The following is a 19,972-nucleotide window of genomic DNA, read 5'->3' as shown; positions in this document are numbered from 1 at the left end:
GCGGCGCAATGCGTATCAGCCGGTCACTGACGGCCGTGCTGCCAGTGCGCGGTCACATCCGCGCCCGATCTGTTGAGATGCACGTGCTGATCGACGTGATCGACCCATGACACCGGAATGAAGTGATGATGCTCACCATCAGGCGAGCTCTGTTTGGTCAGCTTGATCTTGTCGGTTCCTTCGAGACGGTCGACTTTTCCGACCGTCTTCCTGTCCGACGAGATGACGTCCATGTGTTCCTTGATCTGCGCGGTAACAGCCATGTTCTTACATCCGTAAGCTGGTTCAGAACACAAGAACGCGCCGCATCCAAAATAGTTGCCTGCGGGAATAGATCGGCGAGGCCGGTGTTACTCTCTTCTGCCGCCGTTGAGGTCGCCAGACGTTCGCCCATTATCAGCAGCGCGGCGTCTTCGTCCTTGGCGCCGTCCCAATGCACCTGCTTGCCGAAATGCGTGACGAGACTGCCAGCCGGCATCGGCGATGCGTATGACGCAACTGCAGCATGAAAAACGGATTTACGCTTGTTGCTGTGATGCTACGTTTCCGCCCAATTAAAAGCAGCCACGGGAGGTTATGTTCATGAACCGTTTGTCGATGCTTGCGGCCGGCCTGTTGATGGGCACGGCCGCCGTTCAATTTTCGAGCGTGGCGTTGGGCCAGACCGATCGCTGGGTGACGCTCGTCGACGGCACCAAGATGGGCGACTGGACCGAGGTCGGAAAAGCCAATTGGGCGATGAAGGACGGCGCGCTGGTCGCAGACAAGATCACTGAGGGCAAGGATCCTTCCTATCTTGTCAGCAAGCAGTCCTACAAGGATTTCGAGATGAAGGTCGAGTTCTGGGCCGACGATGACGCCAACAGCGGCATCTTCATTCGCTGCGACCAGTCGGCCAAGATCGATTCCAAGATCTGCTACGAGGTCAACATCTTCGACAAGCGCCCCGATCCGACCTACGGCACCGGCGCAATCGTCGACGTGGCCAAGGTCGACCCGATGCCGAAGGCGGGCGGCAAGTGGAATACCTTCGAAATCACGGCCAAGGGGCCGCATCTCGTCGTCGTGCTGAACGGCCAGAAGACCGCCGACGTCCAGGACTCAAAACACGCCAGCGGCCCATTCGCCCTGCAATACGGCTCTGGCGTCATCAAGTTCCGCAAGGTGCAGATCAAGCCGCTGTAGGTCGTTGGGCTTTGTGCCGCTCTTTGGACTCCCTCTCCCGCTTGCGGGGGAGGCATAGGCGGCCTTCGGTCGCCGTTCTTCGATTGTCGATGTCGAGGCGGAAGTCGATCCGCCTCAATCGCGGCCAGGCGAACCCGCCTTCTGCGGGTGGGCCTTCCTGTGCCACGCCCAGGCGGTGCGGATGATCGCGCCCACATCCGAATGGGCGGGACGGAAGTTCAATGTCGCGCGTGCGGCGGACGGATCGGCGACCAGATAGGTCGGATCGCCCGCGCGGCGCGGCTTGACGACATGCGGGACTTCGCGGCCGGTCTCGGCGGCGATCGTCGCGAGTATTTCGCGCACCGAAAAGCCGTTGCCGGTGCCGAGATTGAAGACGCCGCCGGTATGCCCCTGCAGCAGAAGCTCGAGGGCAAGCACGTGGGCGGTCGCCAGGTCGGTCACATGGATGTAGTCGCGGATCGCGGTCCCGTCGGGCGTCTCGTAATCGTCGCCGAACACGGCGAAATCAGGCACGTGCCCTTGCAGCGCCATCATGGCGCGGGGGATGAGGTGGGTTTCCACCTCGCGCAACTCGCCGATGCCGCCGGCGGGGTCGGCCCCCGCGGCGTTGAAATATCGCAGCGCGAACGAGCCGAAGCCATAGGCTGCGCGATAATCCGCCAGCACGCGCTCGATCATCCACTTCGAGGCGCCGTAGGGATTGATCGGCGCACAGGGGTAATCCTCGCGCAGCGCCTTGCTGTCGGCGTTGCCGTAAACTGCGCCGGTCGATGAAAACACCAGGCGGTTACAGCCGGCCGCGCGCATGGTCTCGAGCAGCGACAGCGTGCCGGCGAGATTGTTCACGTAGTATTTCTGCGGATCGGCAACGGATTCGCCGACCAGGCTCGACGCGGCGAAGTGCATGACCGCCACGATGTCATGCTCGGCAAAGGTCCGCGCCAGCGTCGCTTTGTCGGCGATGTCGCCGACGACCAGTTCGCCCGCGGCGAAGCTGCGGTGGCCGGTCGAAAGATTGTCGTAGACGACGGGCTGGTAGCCCGCCGCATCCAACGACCTGCAGCAATGCGAGCCGATATAGCCCGCACCGCCGGTGACGAGAATGGTTGGACGGCTGTTCATCGGTTCCGTGTCCCGCCGATGTCCCTCGATCGGCTCCTGTTCAGCAATAGATAGAGCGCGCGGGGATTGGTGGTCAAATAGCGCCAGAACAGGCGGCGCGGCTCCAGCCAGATGCGCCAGACCCATTCAAAGCCCGCAAGCTGCATCCACAGCGGCGCGCGGGCGCGGCTGCCCGACAGAAAGTTGAACAGCCCGCCAGCCGTCTTGATGACGCCGACATTGGAGAGGGCGGGCGCGAATTCCTCGACGAAAGCCTGTTCATAGGGAACGCCGAGCGCGACCCAGAGATAGTCCGGCGCCAGCGCGTTGATCTCGGCGACCTTGGCGCGCAGGGCCTCGCCCCGGAGATAGCCGTGGCAACGGCCGACGATCTTGAGATCGGGATATTGCCTGCGAACGCCGGCGACCGCGGCGGCATTCTCCGCCTCGTCCGCGCCGAGCAGGTAGAAGGTGAGGCCGGCCGCCTGTGCCTTGCGGGCGACGACGTGGAACAGGTCGGTGGTCGCGACGCGCTCGGGCAGCGGCGTCCTTGATTTCAGCCGCGACGCGGTTACCAGCGGCTGGCCGTCGGCATTGATCAGATCGGCCGCCCGGAACAGCCGGTCGGTCATCGGTTCGGTCGAGCAGCGCGCCAGCACCTCGCCATTGGCCGAGGTCAGATAGAGCGGACGATTGATGCGGCGTTGCGGGAACACCATGTCGATCATGAAGTTCGCAGTCTGCTCGATGTCCAGCACGGCCAGCCGCAGCCCGCCCAGCGTAATCCGGGGTATGCCGGCCGTAGCCGCTCGGCCGACGGGATTTGCGCGGCGCTCAAGCATATTGCTTGGCCCGCTGCTGGCCGTCGGCCGTTGGCTCGACTTCGCTGAGGACGACACCGACCAGCTTGTGCTCGGCCCCGCCGAGGGCTGCGATGATGTCTTCCATGCTGTCGTTGATGTCGAAGTGCACCGGGAGGATCGCAACCAGTCCCTCGGCCATGTCCAGCAGTTTGCGGTCGGTCGGGCTCCACGGCATCGCCGGCCCGTCGAGGATCACGAGGTCATGGCCGCCGGCGGAACGGGCCTGCGCAATCGCCTTTCGAATGGTATCGCCCGCTTTCGCCTCCATAGCCTTGATGGCCGGCAGGATCGAAATTCCGTTGGCGGTCTGGATCGCGCGGGGGGCCTTGGCGCCGATGTTGAGCCAGCCGAAACGGTTTGGCTCGCACTTGGCCAGGTGGCTCACCTCCTCCGACAGCGCACGTTGCTTGAGGTCGGCATCGATCAACAGCACTTTGGCGCCGTCGCGTGCTGCGGCGAGCGCGATGTTCAGCGCGGCGATGCTGCGGTCCTGATCCGAACCTGCGCCGATCACAGCCATCACGGGCGGCGTTTGCCCGGCGCGCCTGGCCAGCGCCGCGCGCATCTCGCGCATGGCATTCAGCACAGCCATCAGCGGAAAACCGGCGCGCAGCGTCGGCCAGCCGAACCGCGTGACGTCGGCGGTGCCATCCGTCGCAAGGATGCCACTGAGCGTGCGTATCACGTCGGCTTCCTGCAGCTGTGCGATCAACGGCTTTTCGATCAGGCTGACGGCAGGTTGCGCCCGGAGTTCGGCGGCGGGCGGCTTCCTCGCAGGTTCAGGCGCGGCCGGCTCTTTGGTCAATTCCGACGGCGCCTTGTCCCCGGGCTGAAGCGGGTTCGTGCCCGACATCAACTGATTGGCCGCGACGATCCAGCCGGCGGCTGCGAGGCCGCCAAGGACAAAGCCGATCATCGCGAGCAGGCTCATGGCCGGCGGGAAGGTGCGCCGCTGCGGCACGGTGGCCTCGCCGATAATGCGCGCGTTCGAGGTGTTCAGGCTCTCCTGCTCTTCGGTTTCGCGCGATCGCTTCAGGAACGACTGGTAGACGTCGCGGCTCGCCTCCACCTCGCGTTCGAGTTCGCGCAGGCGCACCGAAGCCTGGCTCATCTGGACGCTCTGGCGCTTCTGGGCTTCCAGCGCCTTGTTGAGCGATGCCTCGTAATCGCGGGCGCGGATCAGGTCGTTCTTCGCGGCCTGCGCGAAGCGCTCGACCTCTTCGTTGATGGCGCGACGCAGGTCCTGCACCTGCTGCTCCATCTGGCGCAGCGCCGGGTGACGCGGTCCAAGCTCGCTCTGCAGCTCCGCCTGGCGCTTCCGCGCCTCGGCATACTGCGCGCGCAGATTGGCGATGGTCGCCGACTGCAACGCCTCGGGAATGGCGCCGGCGTCGCTCGATGCCTTGCGGCTGGCTGCGATCTGGTCGTATTTGGCCTGCGCGTCGAGCGTCAGCGCACGCGCTGCGGCGAGCCGCTGGTTGCTGGCGGAGAGCTGCTGGTCGCTGATCAGCGTGTCCTGGGTACCGACAAAGTTGTTCTGCGCCTTGTAGACGGCAAGCGTGTTCTCGGCGTTGCGAAGCCGCTCCTGCAATTCCTTCAGCCGGCCGGATAGATCGCTGGTCGCGCGCCGCGCGGCGGCAGCCTGCGACTGCTTGGATTCGGCCAAATAGGCTTTCGAGATCGCGTTGGCGAGCATCGCCGCCTTGGCCGGTTCATACGACCAGACGTCGATGTCGACGATGAAGGTGCGGTCGGTCTTCTTGACGTTGATGTGGCGATTGAGCGCTTCCAGCGCGCTCATCTGAATTTGCTTCTGCTGCTCGGCGGTCGGGCGCAGCTCGATCCCGAACAGGCCGAGCAGCGATCCGAGCAAGCCCCTGGCATCGCCGCCGCCGAACTCCGGATCCTCTTCCAGATTGGTGTCGCGGATTACCTGCAGCAGCACGTTGTTCGAGGTGATGACGCGCGCCTGACTCTCCACCACCATCGCGAGACCGGAAATATCCTGGGCGCGGGGCGTCAATTCGCGATCGACGAGCTGCAGTTCGCGGGGATCGACGTAGAGCTGGACGGAGGCCGTGTACCTCGGCGTCAGGCTCTTGCCGACCGCAACGGCAATGCAGGCGGAGATCAGAGCTGCCGATGCGATCGCAGCCTTCCGTTGCCACAGCAACTGGGCCAGGTCGAGCACGCTGAAGCCGGCCGGCGCGGTCACCGCGGCGGGCCTGGCGTCAGGCTTTATCGGCTGGTCATAGATAAGCATCGACCCCAGCATCCATTCGAACTGCCGCACGCATCGGCTGAGGGGTTACTCTTCTGGTCACGCCAGATGCGCCGGAAAAAAGCGCCGAGAAAACGCAACAGGGAAAATTAACCATACTCACCGAGGGACTATTCACCGAAATGGCAAACAAAGCGTTTAACCGCGGGCGCATCGCATCGCCTCCGCCATGGTGAGGACCGGAATTTTCCGCCGCGATGCCGCCGCAAGCGCATGCTCGAGCAGGGCAGGCGAGCAGCCATAGGGGCTCGGCCGGTCGGTGACGTCGTGGCCGTAGAATATTAACCATCCATTATTGGTTTGCGCGTCGTCGAACGCGCGTTCGATCCCGTCACGATCCATCTCGCGATCGATCAGCGGCATGGCGCGCAGGAACTGCAGATCCACACCGCCGCTGTTGACCCCCTGGACGATGCTGCGGCAGGTCTGAAATTCCTTCCTGAGCTGATGCTTCCGGGCGTAGGAGCCGTATCCGAACGGATAGGCAAAACTATCGATCCGTATCGAAGGATCGAGCGCGTGAAGGTAAGCGCGGTTGCGCGTGATTTCCTGCTGCATCGCGGCCGCGTCGAGGTCGCAGGCGCGCTGATGCGAAAACGTGTGGCAGCCGATCTCGTGACCCCTGCGATGAAGTGCAACCACGTCGTCGGCATCGCCCGCCACCCAGTCCGGCCCATCGGCGCCGACCAGGCTGCCCGAGACATAGAACGTCCCCCGCGCGCCATGCGCTTCGAGCATCGCAGCGCCAGACGTCACCGCGCTCTTTGGCAGATCGTCGAAGGTGAAGCTGACCATTGGCGTGCTGTTGTGCAGCCGGAACAGATCGACGCGCAGGTGCATCGCCAGCCGGTGGCCGACCTTCGCCCTTGCCTCTGACAATAGCGCGTTCATGGCTCAGCGCTTTCGCAGGATCACGTGGTAGTCGCCGTGCCGCACGTCGGTGCGGCCGGGCAGGAAGAAGTTCATCACGCGCGCGGCGGCATCGACCAGCGCAGCAAACAATGGCATGCGCAACCGCATCTCCGGATAACGCGGGCTCTCATACTGCTTGCGATAGATCATCTGCAGGCCGTGCTGCTCGGCGAACGCCTCCAGATTGGAAAGCGTGACCAGCGGATGGAACAGCGTCGGGAACGGCGCGTGGCCGGGCAGGCCGGCTTTCTTGTCGCCTCGGACATGGCGGTAGAACCAGACATGGAACCAGTGCGGCGAGTGCTGGGTGACGAAGCCGGACAGCGAGCGCGGATTGGGCGCGCCGATCAGAATCAGGCCGTTCGGCTTCAGTGCTTCGCAGAAACGCAGCAGTGCGGCTTCGACGTTGGGCACATGCTCGATCACGTTGTAGCAGATCACCAGGTCGAAGCTATTGGGCCGGAAGCGATGGATCTGGATGTCTCCGAGGATGGCCTGCTGCGCGTAGTCGTTGTTGCGGATCTGGTCCTCGTCGATGTCGACCACGGTGACGTCGGCGCGGTGCAGCACCTTGAGCGGCAGGAAGCTGGTCGAGCCGCCGCCGGCTTCGTAGATCGACAGTTCACCTTCAGGCAGCGTCGCTTCGAGGATGGCGTGAACCGTGAGCAGGCTCTGGCGCGCCTCGCCGTGCACCAGCTCGAGCAGCGCCTGCGGATGCTGCACGGCATCGGTAGAATTGGCTGCCGGCACGTGGCCGATCGTGACTGCCTCGTTCATCGACTTCATCCATTCTGACGTGGCGGTTGCCTTGTTCATTCTAGTTGTCCCAATCGACGCGCTTGAAAGCTTCCATCAATGCCCGGTCCGGTTTGTGAATCGACGGATCGAACGGCACGCGGCTGGTGCGCTGATACTTCCAGTTGCTGCCGATCTCGCGGAAATGCCGGAACGAAAAGTCCCTGGTGCAGAAGTACGAGGCCCACCACGAGAAAATCGAATGGACGTGCCATTGCGCATGCGTCGGACACCGGCCCGGAACCACCGTCCATTTCGGGAGGCACGCGTTCGCGTCGCGCCGCATCATGAGCCGCGAGAGTTCGTACTTCGGTGGCATGAAGATCGAGAAATCGGCGTGGCGATGGGGAGCGCGCATCTCGTCGCGGAGGCCGTCGTCGATACCGATGATCCAGCGGCCCCGGTATCGGACCAGCCCCGTCCACGATTGTTCGGCGGCTTCGAACACCGACTTTCCCGTCTTCGACAGGACCAGCTCGTCGATGTCGGAGTTCATGGCGCTTCGGGCATGCTGCAGGAACCGCCACCTTGCGTGCTCCCAGGCCCCCAACTGGCAGAAATCGGAATCCCAGTGATCCCAGCTATTGGCGCCCTGCGGCCCGTACTTGAAAGGCCACTCCATCACGACCGAACATCGGATGCCCGCGACCGACCGAAGCGCTGCGCTCAAGGTGGCGCTGTCATAGGCGCTGGAGCCGTTGTCATAAATCAGAACAGCATCCGCGCCGTGAATATCGCGGTTGAATCTCACCCAATCGAGAATCCACTCGATTGGATTGTCCTTCGACATCGTGAAGATGACGCGGCAGTCGCGGAATATTTCCGACTCGTTGGGCGACACCGAGAAGGTGAAGCTCCCCAGCTCGCCCAACGCCTGGATCGGGCCGGCATTCTCGTAAATGTCCAGCCACAGTTGCGCATGGCGGTCGAGTTGCCTTGTCCGCGCCTTGCAGGTGCCGGCGCCGCTGATGAAAGTTGTCGTCGCAATGTCGCGCGCGAGGTTGAAGAATGGCGGTGCAAACAGGGCAATCTTTGATTTGCTGACCTGAACTGCATCGTAGAACAGCGTATTGTTGTCGAAGTCGCGGTCGAAGTTCTCACCCCGAAACGCGAGCGGGCGCGTCGCCTCGCGCCGCTTGTCGGTGAAGTCCGATAGCGGCGCCGGGCTGGGTCGACAGGTGACATGTCGGTTGTCGGCCGCAACGACCGGGCTTTTGCTGACGAGCCGCATCATGGTTTTCTGATCGACATGCTGGGGAGTCCCGTGGGCGGGGCGGTGATGGATGAGGTGTCGTGTCCTTCGTGTTTCGAACTGCCGTCGGCCGACCAGAGCTTGCGCCGCGCGCCGTAGGCGAATGCAGCCTTGCGCAAACCGGCGATGTCGAGTGCGAACGCTGCGGCGACGTAGACCACGCAGCCGGCTGTCGCCAGTACGATGAACGAGACCACGCCGATCGGAAGCAGGGGTTTCAGGAATGCCAGCGCCAGCGCCATGATCGCTGTCGCCGCACCGATGCGCATGAGCTGGAATGCGTTGAAGGGAAGCGGAAGTGCCTTCCGCGTGAGATACCAGCCGAAACCGGCGCCGAATGCCTCGACGATGACAAGGCTCGACGCCGCGCCGACCAGGCCAAATCTGGCAAGCAGAACCGGCATGACCAGCAGGTTCGCGATCAGCATCGCGGTGCTCTGCATCGTCATCATGAACGGCGTCTTGGCGAGATGAAAGCTCGCGTGAATGTAGGACTGGGAGAATGATTGGAACAACCAGGCGAACGCCAGGATCGGCATGATCTGCGCCGCGGTCTCACTGAACTCGCGGCCGAGGATCACGCCGGCGATATAGCTGCTCGTCAATGCAACGCCGACAACCGCGGGCAGGACGGCGGCCAAGAGGATTTCGAGGCTGAATTCCAAATGCGGCCGCGCCTCGGGCGCGCTGCCCTTGGCGTAGGCGCGAACCGCCAGCGGGATCGTTGCCGACGCAATGCTGACGGCTGGAATCAGGATGATCTGCCGGACGAGATCGGCGGAAGCGCCGTACTGGCCCGCCGCATGGTCGCCCATGAAATGAAACACCAGCATTCGGTCGAGCGCGGCATGGATCGCGAAGACGATGCCGGACAGCGTGATCGGAATGCCGAAGGCTGCAAACGTTCGCAGGTCGGAAATCTTCGGTCCGGCGACGGGTGACCGCAGGATCGTGCTCGCAAACAGCGTCGTCGTGACGAAATAGGTAATGGCTACCATCGCGAGCTGGCACAGTCCGCCGCCGCCCAGAAGAGCAGCGGCCAGACATAGCGTGAAGGCCAGGCAGGCGCGGATGATCGACGCCGTCATGAACGCGAGCGATTGCAGTCGTGCCTTGAGCAATTCCTGCCCGAGTTCGAACAGGCCGAGTCCCAGCGCGAAGAAGATGGCGGCGATATTTCGTTCCAGCGATACCGACGTCGTCAGCGTGGCAACAAGTAGTGCGATCGGCGCAGCGAGCGCGGAGATGAGATAGGCAAGAAAAATGGTCTTCCTGACGTCGACCGCGCCGCCCTCCGACTGAAAACGCAGCGCGGCGACGCGAACCCAGGTGAACAGCAGCGCCGAGACGATGCCGGCGGTGCTGAGACCGACGACATAGATTCCATATTCGTCCGGAGAGAGCAGGCGCGTGAATACGACCGCGCTCAGCAAGCCGATAGCTGCCGATACGACGCTCGCAACCGAATAATGGAAAGTCTGGCTGAGCATTACTCCGGCAATGGGTTCAGGGTTAACGACGCGGGACAATTCATCTCGACGATCTGCCGGAGGCCAGTCGCTAACCGGCGCAAACCTCCCGCGGTGGCCATGGAGCAAGATCGGTGCCGAACCGGCGCTGCATGTCTTGCGGCGCATCAGCGTGGTTAACCCGATGGTTTCCGGCGTCTCCTGCGGACAAACGGCGAGGTCGGGAATTTTCGGCACATCCGATCTGTCCGCGCTGTCCGCATCTGCGACACGCTGCTGCGGATCTCGCTGCGCAGTAACCATTTCGGATGCGCCGTTTGTGCACGCGCCCGCAGTGGACTGGATATTGCAAAGCCCGTCACCGAGATCGCCGGCCTTTTCGGCGAATGGATTGCCGATGAGCGTTTGGTTAGGTTGTTTTCAACAAGATCTCTTTCCACAAGAAGAGCGCTGCGAGAGTCCTGTTCCTTTTGGGACAGCTACCCTGTACGGCCTGTGTCCTTATGCGACGACGAGCGTTCATCATCGCAACCGTTCCTTATGGCTCGTTAACGCCGTGGCGTCCGGCTTTGCTGGCCGGATCGCCCTTGCCAGAAAGCACGCGAGGGTAGGCGATGTTTCGAACTGATCCGAGGCGACGCAAGAAACACGGCCTGCGGCGACTGGTGCTGTTCCTGGCGGCCTTCGTCCTGACCGTGCTGCTGTTGGCGCACGTCGACGGCAATGCTGCCTCGCGCGCCTCTTCCAATCCGGCGAAATTCGCAGGCGCATTCGTCAATTGGGGGCCCGTGGGACGCGAGCATACGCTGCAGGCATGGGAGAAATGGCTGAAGCAGAAGCCGTCCTCGGTGCTCGGCGTCGATTTTTACGGGGAGTCGACCTGGGAGGATTTCTCCAGATTGAGCTGGGTGCCGGGCGTCTGGAAGAAGCTCAACCCCGCGCGCAATGTGGTCTGGTCGATCCCGCTGACCATGAAAGGGACGCCTCTCGCCGACGTTGCCGAAGGCTTGCACGATGCCGAGTTCGAAGCTGCGGCCCGGGCAATTGCAGAGGCGCATCCGCAAGCGATCATCCGGCTCGGCTGGGAGATGAACCTGGCTGAAATGGCGTGGTTCGCGAAGGGGCATGAAGCCGACTACGTCAAGGCGTTCCGCCGCGTCGTGGAGATATTCCGCCGTCACTCCTCAGGCTTCAAGTTCGACTGGTGTCCGGGATGGGGGCCGCAGGACATGCCGGCGGACGCGAGCTATCCCGGCGACGATGTCGTCGACTACATCGGTCTCGACGTCTACGACTTCAAGCATGAAGGCACGCCTGAGGAGCGCTGGAACAATTTCTACGTCAAAGCGCCATTCGGCCTCGAGTGGCACCGCGACTTTGCGCTCCGGCACGGCAAGCGCATGAGCTATCCCGAATGGGGCGTGGGCAATTTCGGCGACAATCCGTTCTTCATTCAGCAGATGCACGACTGGTTCATGAAGAACGAAGACAGGATCGCCTACGCCGCCTATTTCGACGTCAACGGGGCGTGGCCGACCCAGATCGATAACGGCCAGTTTCCGAACTCGCAAAGGCTGTTCCGAAAACTGTTCAGCCGCTGAACTGCACCCGACGTTCGTACATCGCGGATTAACCCCATCCATTAACCGTCGCCGAAGTTCAGTGTCTCACGTTTCGCTGCCGGATCGAAATTTGCACCACCGTGCGCGTTACGTCCGCAACGGCCGGACAAATCCCGGAACGAGCGGCTTTCTCGAGACGGAAGTGTGCCGGAATTAATCCGCCAATCCCGTTTCGGGACGATGAGACATATTCGTGAACGACCAGACTTTCATGGCAGAGAGCTCGATCGGCGATATTGGGATGGGCAAGCCTGATCCGGCGGTCAGGGCTCTGCGTGCGCTGGTGGCAGTTTCGCCGGCGCTCGATCCCGCCATCGAAAACGTCGTGTGCATTCCCTGTTTTCGCCGTCCTCAGTACCTGCGCCGGACGCTGCAGTCGCTTGCCGGTCAGCGCACCAGCCGCCGCTTCGCGGTCGTGATGGTGGAGAACGATGCGTCGAACAGCAAGAGCGTGCCGGTTGCCGCCGAATACCTCGCGTCGGGGAGACTCTCGGGACTCTGCGTGATCGAGCCGCGTCAGGGCAATTGCCATGCGATCAACGCCGCCTTCGAGACCGCGCTACAGATGTTCCCGCTGGCGACCAGCTTCCTGATGATCGACGATGACGAAACGGCTTCGCCGGACTGGCTGGAGCAGATGGTCGGCACTGCGGAAGCGACTGGCGCCGACATCGTCGGCGGGCCGGTATTTCCTGAATTCGATGACGAACGGAAGCGTGGGCTGCGTCGTCACCCCGCGTTTGCGCCGGCCTACGACGCCTCAGGTCCAGTTCCGGTGATCTATGGCTGCGGCAATTGCCTGATCCGACGCGCGGTGTTCGATCGGTTGGGTATCCCCGCATTCGACGTGCGTTTCAATTTCCTGGGCGGCGGAGACACCGACTTCTTCTACCGGTGTCGAAGGCTCGGCCTGCGGTTTCATTGGGCGGCCGAAGCTGCGATCAGCGAGACCGTGCCGCGAAGCCGGACCAGCCTGAAATGGCTGGCGATGCGCGGCTTGCGGATCGGCGCGATCAATTATCACGTCCAGCGCAAGGCGACACCGACCGTCTGGTTGCGGGCGAAGTTGACGGCCAAACTGCTGGCAGCCTTGCCGCTTTCGCTCAGCTATGCCGCGCACGCGGTCCTCACCGAGCGTGAGTGGACCATTGCCATGCATCCCGTAACTGTGGCGATCGGCAGCGTGCTGGCCGCGTTCGGCCTAGAACCGCAGCCCTACAAGGCGTCGAAGATCGTCTCATGAGCCACCTCATCGACGTGTACGAAGTCCGCAACGTTGCCGCCGGGATAGAGCGCCAGCAGGTGATGGATATCGTTCGCGGCGCGACCTTTGTCGGCACGCTGCTGCTCGGCTGGATCTCGCTCCATCCATTCGTCAGTCTTGGCGACATGCAGATCGGCGACGTCAGCACCGGAAACGAGCTCGCGACCTATGCGGTGTTCGGCGCACTCAGCGTGCTGACGGCTGCACTCGCCATGCGAAATGACGCGCGGGGATTGGCGACATTGCTGTCGCCGGCGTTCGTCCTCTTCGGCGCCTGGGTGCTGGTGAGCGTCGTGTTGTCGTTCGATCCGGCAACGTCGATCAGGCGTCTTAGCCTGACGATCTGCGTTGTCGCAGTGACCGCCGCGCTGATGCTGCTGCCGAGAAGCCAGCAGGAATTGATGCATTGGTTCACGATCGCAGCGCTCGCGCTATTGGCGGTCTGCTATCTCGGCATATTGCTGGCGCCAGACCTTTCGATCCATCTGGCGAGCGATCCGCAGGAGCCCGGATTGGCCGGCAACTGGCGCGGCGCATTCGGCCACAAGAATCAGGCCGCGGCCATCATGGTGATGGTGCTATTTCTCGGCATCTACGTCATCCGCTCCGGCTCATGGATATCCGGCGCCGCCATCGTCGCGCTTGCCTCGCTGTTCGTATTGTATTCGGCCGGAAAGAGCTCGCTGACGCTGTGCTTTGCGGTGCTGCTCTTGACATCGGTCTCCTCCTTCATCCGTTCATTCTGGCTTCGCGCGATCATCTTGCTCACGCCGCTGGCGTTGCTGAACCTGCTCAGCGTCGGCACGGTGATGTTCGAAGGCCTCGCCGGAATCTCCAAGCTGCTGCCGTTCGATTCAACATTCACCGGCCGCACCGACATCTGGGCGTTTGCGTTGCAGTCGCTACAGGCGCGATTGCTCACCGGTTACGGTTTTGCGTCCTTCTGGGGCAGCAGCGCCATTCAAAGCCTTCCCGACGGCAAGGAATGGGCCGGCTTCGCCGCCCACAGCCACAATGGCTATCTCGACACGGCGCTGGGCATGGGCGTTCCCGGGCTTCTCGTGCTGATCCTGGTGCTGGTGATCCTGCCTCTGCGGAATTTTCAGCAGGCAGGCGAGGGCGGCAACAACGGTCCGTTGGCCACGATGCTGCTGCGGATCTGGCTGTTCGGGCTCTATCTGTCGGCGATGGAAAGCTTCTTCCTCGACCGCTCCGATCCGCTGTGGTTCACGTTCCTGATGGCGGTATTCGGCCTGCACTATCTCGCCCGGTTTCGCGCGCGCGCCTGACGATTGCGTGTCCCGACGCGGTGCAGCGCTCTTCGCGCTGCGCCGCAGAGCCGGGACCCACTGTTCCCGCGACTTCCTGGACCCCGGATCAGCAGCGCACTACAGAGCCTGTGCTCGGGCCGCGCAGAGCGCGGACCCGAGTGCAAGGGCGGCGCGCTGCGCTGCATCCGGGGAACGCATCTCACAATTGCGCCCGCACGGCCTCGGCGACATCCTTCCACCAGCCGTCGAAATCGAACGGCAGCGGCACCGGCGGCCGTTTCAACACCGTGGCAATCCGGTCGGCATAGGCCTCGTTGTCCGAGCCGCGCGCGACCAGCACGACGGCGCCGCGGCTGATCAATTCCTTGAAGCGCGGATGATGGTCGAATTCTTCCGGCAGCGCAGGCCCGGCGACGATCAGCGGACGGCCGGATTGCACGCAGGTGAGAATGCTGGAGCGCCGCGCCGTGATCCCTTCGTCAAGTGGATAGCAGAATACGTCGATCTCGCTGAACAGGCCGAACACCTCGTGATCGGACGCGACGAAGCCGGAGACGATCACGTCGTCGGCAATGCCGAGTTCTCGGGCACGGGCATGAAACTCCTCCTCGACCTTGTCGACGCCGCGAATGAACGAGCCGATATAGACGAGCAGCGGCTTGAGCCCGCGTTGCTTCAGGATGGCGCCGATCTCGAGCAGCGCGTTGGGCTGCTTGCTCGGATAGATCGATCCGAAATGACCGATCAAGAGCCGCCCGTCCGCTTTGGCGGCGATGAGGCGATGGCGCAATTTCGAGTCCTCGATGCCTGCCGGGGCCTCGATGTTCGGTGGCAGCGGCGCCAGCACGGCTTTTCTCGCGGTCCAGCCGAGCAGGGGATCGTCGGCCAGCTCGCGCTGGACCAGCGGTGAGAACATGACGATGGTGTCGGCCAGCAGCAGCGCTGGAATGTAGGTGATGCGACGCAGCCAATGCAGCCCGCGCCATTCGTGTTGAATCAGGATAATTTTGCGCCGGAGCAGCCAGCCGACCGCCAGCGCCGCGAGCGGCGCGAAGATCACGCGTTTCCAGGCCACGATCGGGAAGTTGCACACCACGCTTTGCGCAGAGCCGGCCGCGCGCCAGATCTCCGCGAGCGAGCCTTCGCTGCGCGTCAGGGTTAACGTCGTACTGCTACCAGGTTCGTGCTTTTCGATCGTCTCCTGCAACAACCGGGTGAACTGGCCGATGCCGCAATGCATCTGCGGTCCCGCGCCGAGAAACAGCGCCCGATATCGGGTTTCTCCAGTCATTGTGCGGCGGCGGGTTCCAGTAACTCCTGGCGTTAGCCATACCTGCCAGACATTAGCTTCCGGTAAGCGGCAACGTTCGCCCGGCACCGTTCTTGCCAATCCGACCGTGAAGATCGTCCGGTCGTCTCATAACGGGACATCGGACGGTAACGCAATGGCGCCAAACCGCGATTTCGAGACAGCCGATATGGGTGGTGCGCCAGGCAACAGGAAAGTCAGCAGGAGCGCGGCGATGACGGGCAGGATCTTCAGGACGTGGGATGACACCCATTCCGAGCTTTGGAGCCATCAGCCGATCCGGCTGCAGCACGAGATGCACAAATCGCCGGCGTTCTCGATGGATGAGCTCGCGCAACTGATCGAGAGTTATCCGCGCGAGCACTACAGTCTGGTGAAGACGGGGGCCAAGGGATCCAGCCGGGTGTGGCGCGAGGGCGATATCGGTAACCTCTCCGGCCGGCAGGTCATCGAAGCGATTTCCCGCGGCGGGCTCTGGCTCAACATGCGCGATGTCGGCACGGTCGACAGCCGCTACCGCAAGCTGATCGACCGCATGTTCGAGGAGATCGCGGCCAAGGTTCCGGGATTCGTGATGCCGAACCACCAGGCCGGCATTCTGGTCTCTTCGCCGGACGCGCAGGTCTATTACCATGCCGATTTGCCGGGGCAGGGCCTGATCCAGATCGCCGGCCGCAAGCGGGTCTACGTCTATCCGAACACGGCGCCGTTCCTCAAGCCGGAGCACCTCGAGGACATCGCGCTGTTCGACGTCGAGGTCGATCTGCCTTACGCGCCCTGGTATGACGCGCATGCGCTGGTGTTCGATCTCGAGCCCGGCCAGATGCTGAACTGGCCGCTGAACGCGCCGCACCGCGTCGAGAATCTCGGCACCGTCAACATTTCCATGACGGTGTCCTACGGCAACGACGATATCCGCCGCGCCCAGATCGTCCACCTCGCCAATGGCCTGCTGCGCCATCGTTTCGGTTACATGCCGAAGAGCCGCAGTCTGCGCGGGCCGTCCTTCTTCGCCAAGAAGGTGCTGCAAAAACTCGTGCGCGATAGCAACTGGGTCAAGCGCGAGCGCAAGGCGCGTCGCGCGATCGATTTCCGCCTCGATGCGAACGAACCCGGTAAGATCGTCGATCTGCCGAAGGCGGCATAATCGCAACCGATGACGGTCCTGACGACCAATGCGGGGCAACTAGCGGCGCACGCAATAAGCCGCGCGGCCGGATTCCGCGTCGAACTGGTGCGCGACTGGCAACAGGCCGTCGCGAGCTGGCACGACATCAGTCCGTCGACGCCGTTCCAGCATCCGCGATGGTATGAGGCATGGTATGGCGCCTTCGCCGCGGCCGAAGGCGTGGCGCCGTTGATCGCGATCGTCACGGATGCATCGACCGGCGAGCCGGTGGTGCTGCTGCCGTTGATCCGCCGCCACCAAGGCAAGATCGCCATTGTCGAATTCGCCGATCTCGATTTGACCGACTACAACGCGCCGATCCTGGGCAGCGCCGCGCCGCGCGATGCCGAGGTAGCACGCGCGCTGTGGCGCAGCCTGTTGTCGGCGTTGCGCCGGATGCCTGACGCGGCCGATCTCATCCGCCTTCGCAAGGTGCCCGTCGATCTCGACGGCAGGCCCAATCCGATTGCCTTGCTCGACGCTGCCGGAGCGTGCTCGCTCAACGGCAATATCGTCACGACAGGCGAGGATTACGACGCCTGGCGCTACTCGCTGGGAAGGACGGTGCGCAAGGAGCTGGAACGGAGCTGGCGCGTGTTCACGCGCGATCCGGCTGCGTCCTTTGCGATCGTCGCCGACAGCGACGAGGCGCTGCGGATCCTCTCGACCACCGAAGTTCAGCAGGGCACGCGGATGCAGAGCCTCGGGCTGAACTACACCCTCAATGACGAGACCTGCGCGGCGTTCTATCGCAACCTGGTGCGCGATGGCGTCGGCAACGGCTATGCGCTCGTCTCGGCGCTCACGGCTGGCGACGAGGTCGTGGCGACGCTGCTCGGCATCAGGACCGGCTCACGCTATGTGATGATCCGCATCAGCAATGCCGGCGAGAAATGGTTGAACTGTTCGCCGGGCCGGCTGATCATCGAGCGCACCATGGCAGCCCTGCACAAGGATGGCATACGCGAGTTCGACTTCTCCGTCGGCAATTACGCCTACAAGCGCCGCTTCGGCGTCACGCGCGTGCCGCTGATCGATGTCAGCGCCGCCTTGAGCTGGCGCGGGTGGCCCTACGCCTTGCGCGATCGCGCGGTGCGCGAATTGCGCAACTATCCGCGGCTCGGATGCCACGTGAAGCGCCTGCTCGGCAAGCCACTGTCGCGCGAAGAGAACTGACACATTGTTGCCGCATGGGAACTGCCGTGCAAATCTGCAACACATGCCAGGATTGTGCAGTCGTTCATTGTGTGTTCGCGAGAGTTGATGACCGGCTTCGCCGCGCGTGCGTATGCTGCGCGTCGGGTGAAGGGTACTCGTGAATTGCTGCCGTGGGGAGAGCCAACATGCCAGCCTACATTCATCATGATGGCATTGAGCCGGGTTTCGTCATTTGTCCGAGCTGTGTCGGGCTTCCGATGTTCGTGCGCGACGTCGAACCGCATTGGAACCAGGCAAAGATTGACCTCACCTATGAATGCGCCGATTGCGGCGCCGAAGTCCGGCAGACTGTGGCGAAGCCGGAACTGCGGCATTGAGGGCGCGCGTTCTGTAGTGTGGGCAAAGGCGCGTTGCGCCGTGCCCACCATATTTTCAGCGAAGCAGGAAGATGGTGGGCACGCGCAACCTGTCATCGGGCGTGCGACCCGTTGGCTTTGCCACCCTGCACAGCAGCTTTAAACCCGCCTCACCACGCCGGGCTGCCCGGAATCGCATTCCAACGCGTCGCGATCCCAATGTGCCGCGATTGCCGCGGCCTCATAGGTGCTGTGCAGGAAATCGAGCAGCGCCTTGTCGGGATCGGCAGCCCTCCGGACAGCGTCGTATGGCAGAATGAATTCGCCGAGCGCTTCGCTGAAGAGCGCCGCATCTGGTTGCACCTTCGCCGCGCGAAAACCTGGCGGCTCGGGATAGGCATAGGAATAGAACGCGGGATAATCGATAGCGCCACCGCCCGGCCAGAAGCCGGCGCTGCTGACTTCGTGTGAATAGGCTTCATGTGCAACCGCGTCGGGCAAATGTGGCACGCCGCCGGGATGGCGTGGCGCGCGGCGTCCCGAGAAGCGCGTCACCGCGAGATCGAAGCTGCCCCAGAAGAAATGCACCGGGCTTGCCTTGCCGAGAAAGCCGGTGCGGAATTGCTTGAAGATGCGGTCGCAGTTGACGAGAATTTGCAGGAAGCACCCGACAGCATCTGGATCGTAGGCGGCGTGCACGGTGTCCTCGGAGAATTTTATCGGATCGGGCAGTTCGTTCGGCATCTCGTCGATGGCAACGGCAATGCCGAGCTCGGCAAGCGCTGCCATCGTGGCGGCATAGAAGCTGGCGACCGAATGTCCTGCTAGCGCAAATTGCTCTAGCGAGCCGTCGCTGGTCGAGATGCGCAGCGTGTGGTCAATGAAATCGAAGTCGATCTGGAACGTTCGTGCGCCGTCGGGCACTGGCGATGTCGTAAATCCGCGCGGCGTGACATAAAGCGCCACGTGCCAGGAATGATTGAGCCATGGCGATTTGGCGAGGCGGACCTTGCCGACGATCTGGGTCCAAAGATGGAGTGTCGCATAGGTGTCACGCCACGCCGCGGTCGGCAATTCCGGCCACCGGACTTGCGAATTGTTGCTCATGCTAGAACCTTTGCGCGCCGACCAGGAGGCCGAAGACCTATCACGGATTCATAAGGCGTTTAGAAACTATGCCTCACGATTTCGTGCATTCCGGGCAGCGCCGCTTGCTGCGCCCCCGAAGGACTAGATAGGGCGGCATTCGTAAGAGAGAACGCCGCCCATATCGCATCAGCCGTGGAGTTTGTTGGCGGTCTCCGCGATCACGCGCCCTTGATAGCGCGCGCCGGCGAGTTCGTTTTCGCTCGGCTGGCGGCTGCCGTCGCCGCCGGTGATCGTGGTGGCGCCATAGGGCGCACCGCCGGTGACTTCGTCGAGCTTCATCTGGCCGGCAAAGCCGTAGTTCAGGCCGACGACGGTCATGCCGAAATGCAGCAGGTTGGTGATGATGGAGAACAGCGTGGTTTCCTGCCCGCCATGCTGGGTAGCGGTCGCGGTGAAGGCGCCGCCGACCTTGCCGTGCAGCGCGCCCTTGGCCCAGAGGCCGCCGGCCTGATCGAGGAAGTTCGCCATCTGCGAGGCCATGCGGCCGAAGCGGGTGCCGGTGCCGATGACGATCGCGTCGTAATTAGCGAGGTCTTCGACCTTGGCGATCGGGGCGGCCTGATCGAGCCTGTAGTGTGAAGCCTTCGCGACCGCTTCGGGTACGAGCTCCGGCACGCGCTTGATGTCGACGGTGGCGCCGGCCTTGCGCGCGCCTTCGGCGACCGCATTCGCCATCGCCTCGATGTGACCGTAAGCGGAATAATAGAGCACGAGTACTTTGGCCATGTTGGTTGTCCTTTGGGTTTGAAGTGAGTTGTTCCTTGGGGCCGTCATTGCCGGGCTTGACCCGGCAATCCATCGATCTTGAGAAAGA

General features: G+C 63.0%; 18 protein-coding genes. 7 read left to right on the top strand and 11 right to left on the bottom strand.

Annotated features, from left to right (window positions below; all coding sequences use genetic code 11):
* Nucleotides 1–23: 23 nt before the first annotated feature.
* On the bottom strand, nucleotides 24–263 hold the full coding sequence (locus LMTR13_RS33655; RefSeq protein ID WP_065731504.1) for a DUF2171 domain-containing protein: 240 nt from the start codon (nucleotides 261–263) through the stop codon (nucleotides 24–26).
* Between the two features lie 319 nt (nucleotides 264–582).
* Between LMTR13_RS33655 and LMTR13_RS33650 the strand changes: the two genes are divergently transcribed.
* Nucleotides 583–1,185: a 3-keto-disaccharide hydrolase gene (locus LMTR13_RS33650; RefSeq protein ID WP_065733184.1), complete on the top strand. Its 603-nt coding sequence runs from the start codon at nucleotides 583–585 to the stop codon at nucleotides 1,183–1,185.
* Nucleotides 1,186–1,299: 114 nt separating this feature from the next.
* Here the strand turns inward: LMTR13_RS33650 and galE are convergent, their stop codons facing one another.
* The 7 genes from galE to LMTR13_RS33615 form a co-directional block, all read right to left on the bottom strand.
* A complete protein-coding gene (galE, locus tag LMTR13_RS33645; protein ID WP_065731503.1) occupies nucleotides 1,300–2,310 on the bottom strand; it encodes a UDP-glucose 4-epimerase GalE in 1,011 nt (336 codons plus the stop codon).
* Nucleotides 2,307–3,131, bottom strand: a complete 825-nt coding sequence (locus LMTR13_RS33640; protein ID WP_065731502.1) for a WecB/TagA/CpsF family glycosyltransferase — start codon at nucleotides 3,129–3,131, stop codon at nucleotides 2,307–2,309. Before LMTR13_RS33640 ends, galE begins: the two co-directional genes overlap by 4 nt.
* Complete coding sequence (locus LMTR13_RS33635; RefSeq protein ID WP_065733183.1) at nucleotides 3,124–5,415, bottom strand: exopolysaccharide transport family protein; 2,292 nt, start codon at nucleotides 5,413–5,415, stop codon at nucleotides 3,124–3,126. The genes LMTR13_RS33640 and LMTR13_RS33635 overlap by 8 nt, the downstream gene beginning before the upstream one ends.
* Before the next feature lie 156 nt (nucleotides 5,416–5,571).
* Complete coding sequence (locus LMTR13_RS33630; protein WP_065731501.1) at nucleotides 5,572–6,324, bottom strand: polysaccharide deacetylase family protein; 753 nt, start codon at nucleotides 6,322–6,324, stop codon at nucleotides 5,572–5,574.
* Between the two features lie 3 nt (nucleotides 6,325–6,327).
* The gene (locus tag LMTR13_RS33625) at nucleotides 6,328–7,122 is read right to left on the bottom strand and encodes a class I SAM-dependent methyltransferase (RefSeq protein ID WP_065733182.1); all 795 of its coding nucleotides are present in this window, start codon (nucleotides 7,120–7,122) and stop codon (nucleotides 6,328–6,330) included.
* A 40-nt stretch (nucleotides 7,123–7,162) separates the two neighbouring features.
* On the bottom strand, nucleotides 7,163–8,371 hold the full coding sequence (locus LMTR13_RS33620) for a hypothetical protein (protein ID WP_156795891.1): 1,209 nt from the start codon (nucleotides 8,369–8,371) through the stop codon (nucleotides 7,163–7,165).
* Nucleotides 8,371–9,882, bottom strand: a complete 1,512-nt coding sequence (locus tag LMTR13_RS33615) for an oligosaccharide flippase family protein (RefSeq protein ID WP_065731499.1) — start codon at nucleotides 9,880–9,882, stop codon at nucleotides 8,371–8,373. The genes LMTR13_RS33620 and LMTR13_RS33615 overlap by 1 nt, the downstream gene beginning before the upstream one ends.
* Before the next feature lie 593 nt (nucleotides 9,883–10,475).
* Here LMTR13_RS33615 and LMTR13_RS33610 point away from each other — a divergent pair.
* The 3 genes from LMTR13_RS33610 (at nucleotide 10,476) to LMTR13_RS33600 (ending at nucleotide 14,036) form a co-directional block, all read left to right on the top strand.
* On the top strand, nucleotides 10,476–11,462 hold the full coding sequence (locus tag LMTR13_RS33610) for a glycoside hydrolase family 26 protein (protein ID WP_065731498.1): 987 nt from the start codon (nucleotides 10,476–10,478) through the stop codon (nucleotides 11,460–11,462).
* A gap of 262 nt (nucleotides 11,463–11,724) precedes the next feature.
* Nucleotides 11,725–12,726, top strand: a complete 1,002-nt coding sequence (locus tag LMTR13_RS33605) for a glycosyltransferase family 2 protein (RefSeq protein WP_065733181.1) — start codon at nucleotides 11,725–11,727, stop codon at nucleotides 12,724–12,726.
* The gene (locus LMTR13_RS33600) at nucleotides 12,723–14,036 is read left to right on the top strand and encodes an O-antigen ligase family protein (protein WP_065731497.1); all 1,314 of its coding nucleotides are present in this window, start codon (nucleotides 12,723–12,725) and stop codon (nucleotides 14,034–14,036) included. The genes LMTR13_RS33605 and LMTR13_RS33600 overlap by 4 nt, the downstream gene beginning before the upstream one ends.
* 181 nt (nucleotides 14,037–14,217) lie before the next feature.
* On the opposite strand, the gene LMTR13_RS33595 is transcribed toward LMTR13_RS33600, so the two are convergent.
* Complete coding sequence (locus LMTR13_RS33595) at nucleotides 14,218–15,309, bottom strand: glycosyltransferase (RefSeq protein ID WP_156795890.1); 1,092 nt, start codon at nucleotides 15,307–15,309, stop codon at nucleotides 14,218–14,220.
* Between the two features lie 232 nt (nucleotides 15,310–15,541).
* Between LMTR13_RS33595 and LMTR13_RS33590 the strand changes: the two genes are divergently transcribed.
* From LMTR13_RS33590 to LMTR13_RS33580, 3 genes are all read left to right on the top strand, one after another.
* Entirely contained in the window at nucleotides 15,542–16,474 is a 933-nt protein-coding gene (locus tag LMTR13_RS33590; protein ID WP_065733179.1) for a cupin-like domain-containing protein, read from the top strand.
* Between the two features lie 9 nt (nucleotides 16,475–16,483).
* Complete coding sequence (locus LMTR13_RS33585) at nucleotides 16,484–17,671, top strand: GNAT family N-acetyltransferase (protein ID WP_065731496.1); 1,188 nt, start codon at nucleotides 16,484–16,486, stop codon at nucleotides 17,669–17,671.
* 167 nt (nucleotides 17,672–17,838) lie between these two features.
* Complete coding sequence (locus LMTR13_RS33580) at nucleotides 17,839–18,030, top strand: hypothetical protein (protein ID WP_065731495.1); 192 nt, start codon at nucleotides 17,839–17,841, stop codon at nucleotides 18,028–18,030.
* Between the two features lie 138 nt (nucleotides 18,031–18,168).
* On the opposite strand, the gene LMTR13_RS33575 is transcribed toward LMTR13_RS33580, so the two are convergent.
* Together LMTR13_RS33575 and wrbA are read right to left on the bottom strand one after the other, a co-directional pair.
* Nucleotides 18,169–19,116, bottom strand: coding sequence for a DUF5996 family protein (locus tag LMTR13_RS33575; RefSeq protein WP_065731494.1), 948 nt, complete (start codon nucleotides 19,114–19,116; stop codon nucleotides 18,169–18,171).
* A gap of 168 nt (nucleotides 19,117–19,284) precedes the next feature.
* Nucleotides 19,285–19,884, bottom strand: a complete 600-nt coding sequence (wrbA, locus tag LMTR13_RS33570) for an NAD(P)H:quinone oxidoreductase (RefSeq protein WP_065731493.1) — start codon at nucleotides 19,882–19,884, stop codon at nucleotides 19,285–19,287.
* Between the last annotated feature and the right edge of the window lie 88 nt (nucleotides 19,885–19,972).

Origin of the sequence: Bradyrhizobium icense, from assembly GCF_001693385.1 — a bacterium.
GTDB classification, from domain to species: domain Bacteria; phylum Pseudomonadota; class Alphaproteobacteria; order Rhizobiales; family Xanthobacteraceae; genus Bradyrhizobium; species Bradyrhizobium icense.
Note: the sequence above shows the minus strand (reverse complement) of the source record. Positions and strands in the feature narration are given on the sequence as shown.

Excerpts from the sequence above, each read along its gene's own strand:
- LMTR13_RS33655 (WP_065731504.1), bottom strand. The coding sequence starts at position 263 with ATGGCTGTTACCGCGCAGATCAAGGAACACATGGACGTCATCTCGTCG.
- LMTR13_RS33650 (WP_065733184.1), top strand. The coding sequence starts at position 583 with ATGAACCGTTTGTCGATGCTTGCGGCCGGCCTGTTGATGGGCACGGCC.
- galE (WP_065731503.1), bottom strand. The coding sequence starts at position 2,310 with ATGAACAGCCGTCCAACCATTCTCGTCACCGGCGGTGCGGGCTATATC.
- LMTR13_RS33640 (WP_065731502.1), bottom strand. The coding sequence starts at position 3,131 with ATGCTTGAGCGCCGCGCAAATCCCGTCGGCCGAGCGGCTACGGCCGGC.
- LMTR13_RS33635 (WP_065733183.1), bottom strand. The coding sequence starts at position 5,415 with ATGCTTATCTATGACCAGCCGATAAAGCCTGACGCCAGGCCCGCCGCG.
- LMTR13_RS33630 (WP_065731501.1), bottom strand. The coding sequence starts at position 6,324 with ATGAACGCGCTATTGTCAGAGGCAAGGGCGAAGGTCGGCCACCGGCTG.
- LMTR13_RS33625 (WP_065733182.1), bottom strand. The coding sequence starts at position 7,122 with ATGAACGAGGCAGTCACGATCGGCCACGTGCCGGCAGCCAATTCTACC.
- LMTR13_RS33620 (WP_156795891.1), bottom strand. The coding sequence starts at position 8,371 with ATGCGGCTCGTCAGCAAAAGCCCGGTCGTTGCGGCCGACAACCGACAT.
- LMTR13_RS33615 (WP_065731499.1), bottom strand. The coding sequence starts at position 9,882 with ATGCTCAGCCAGACTTTCCATTATTCGGTTGCGAGCGTCGTATCGGCA.
- LMTR13_RS33610 (WP_065731498.1), top strand. The coding sequence starts at position 10,476 with ATGTTTCGAACTGATCCGAGGCGACGCAAGAAACACGGCCTGCGGCGA.
- LMTR13_RS33605 (WP_065733181.1), top strand. The coding sequence starts at position 11,725 with ATGGGCAAGCCTGATCCGGCGGTCAGGGCTCTGCGTGCGCTGGTGGCA.
- LMTR13_RS33600 (WP_065731497.1), top strand. The coding sequence starts at position 12,723 with ATGAGCCACCTCATCGACGTGTACGAAGTCCGCAACGTTGCCGCCGGG.
- LMTR13_RS33595 (WP_156795890.1), bottom strand. The coding sequence starts at position 15,309 with ATGACTGGAGAAACCCGATATCGGGCGCTGTTTCTCGGCGCGGGACCG.
- LMTR13_RS33590 (WP_065733179.1), top strand. The coding sequence starts at position 15,542 with ATGACGGGCAGGATCTTCAGGACGTGGGATGACACCCATTCCGAGCTT.
- LMTR13_RS33585 (WP_065731496.1), top strand. The coding sequence starts at position 16,484 with ATGACGGTCCTGACGACCAATGCGGGGCAACTAGCGGCGCACGCAATA.
- LMTR13_RS33580 (WP_065731495.1), top strand. The coding sequence starts at position 17,839 with ATGCCAGCCTACATTCATCATGATGGCATTGAGCCGGGTTTCGTCATT.
- LMTR13_RS33575 (WP_065731494.1), bottom strand. The coding sequence starts at position 19,116 with ATGAGCAACAATTCGCAAGTCCGGTGGCCGGAATTGCCGACCGCGGCG.
- wrbA (WP_065731493.1), bottom strand. The coding sequence starts at position 19,884 with ATGGCCAAAGTACTCGTGCTCTATTATTCCGCTTACGGTCACATCGAG.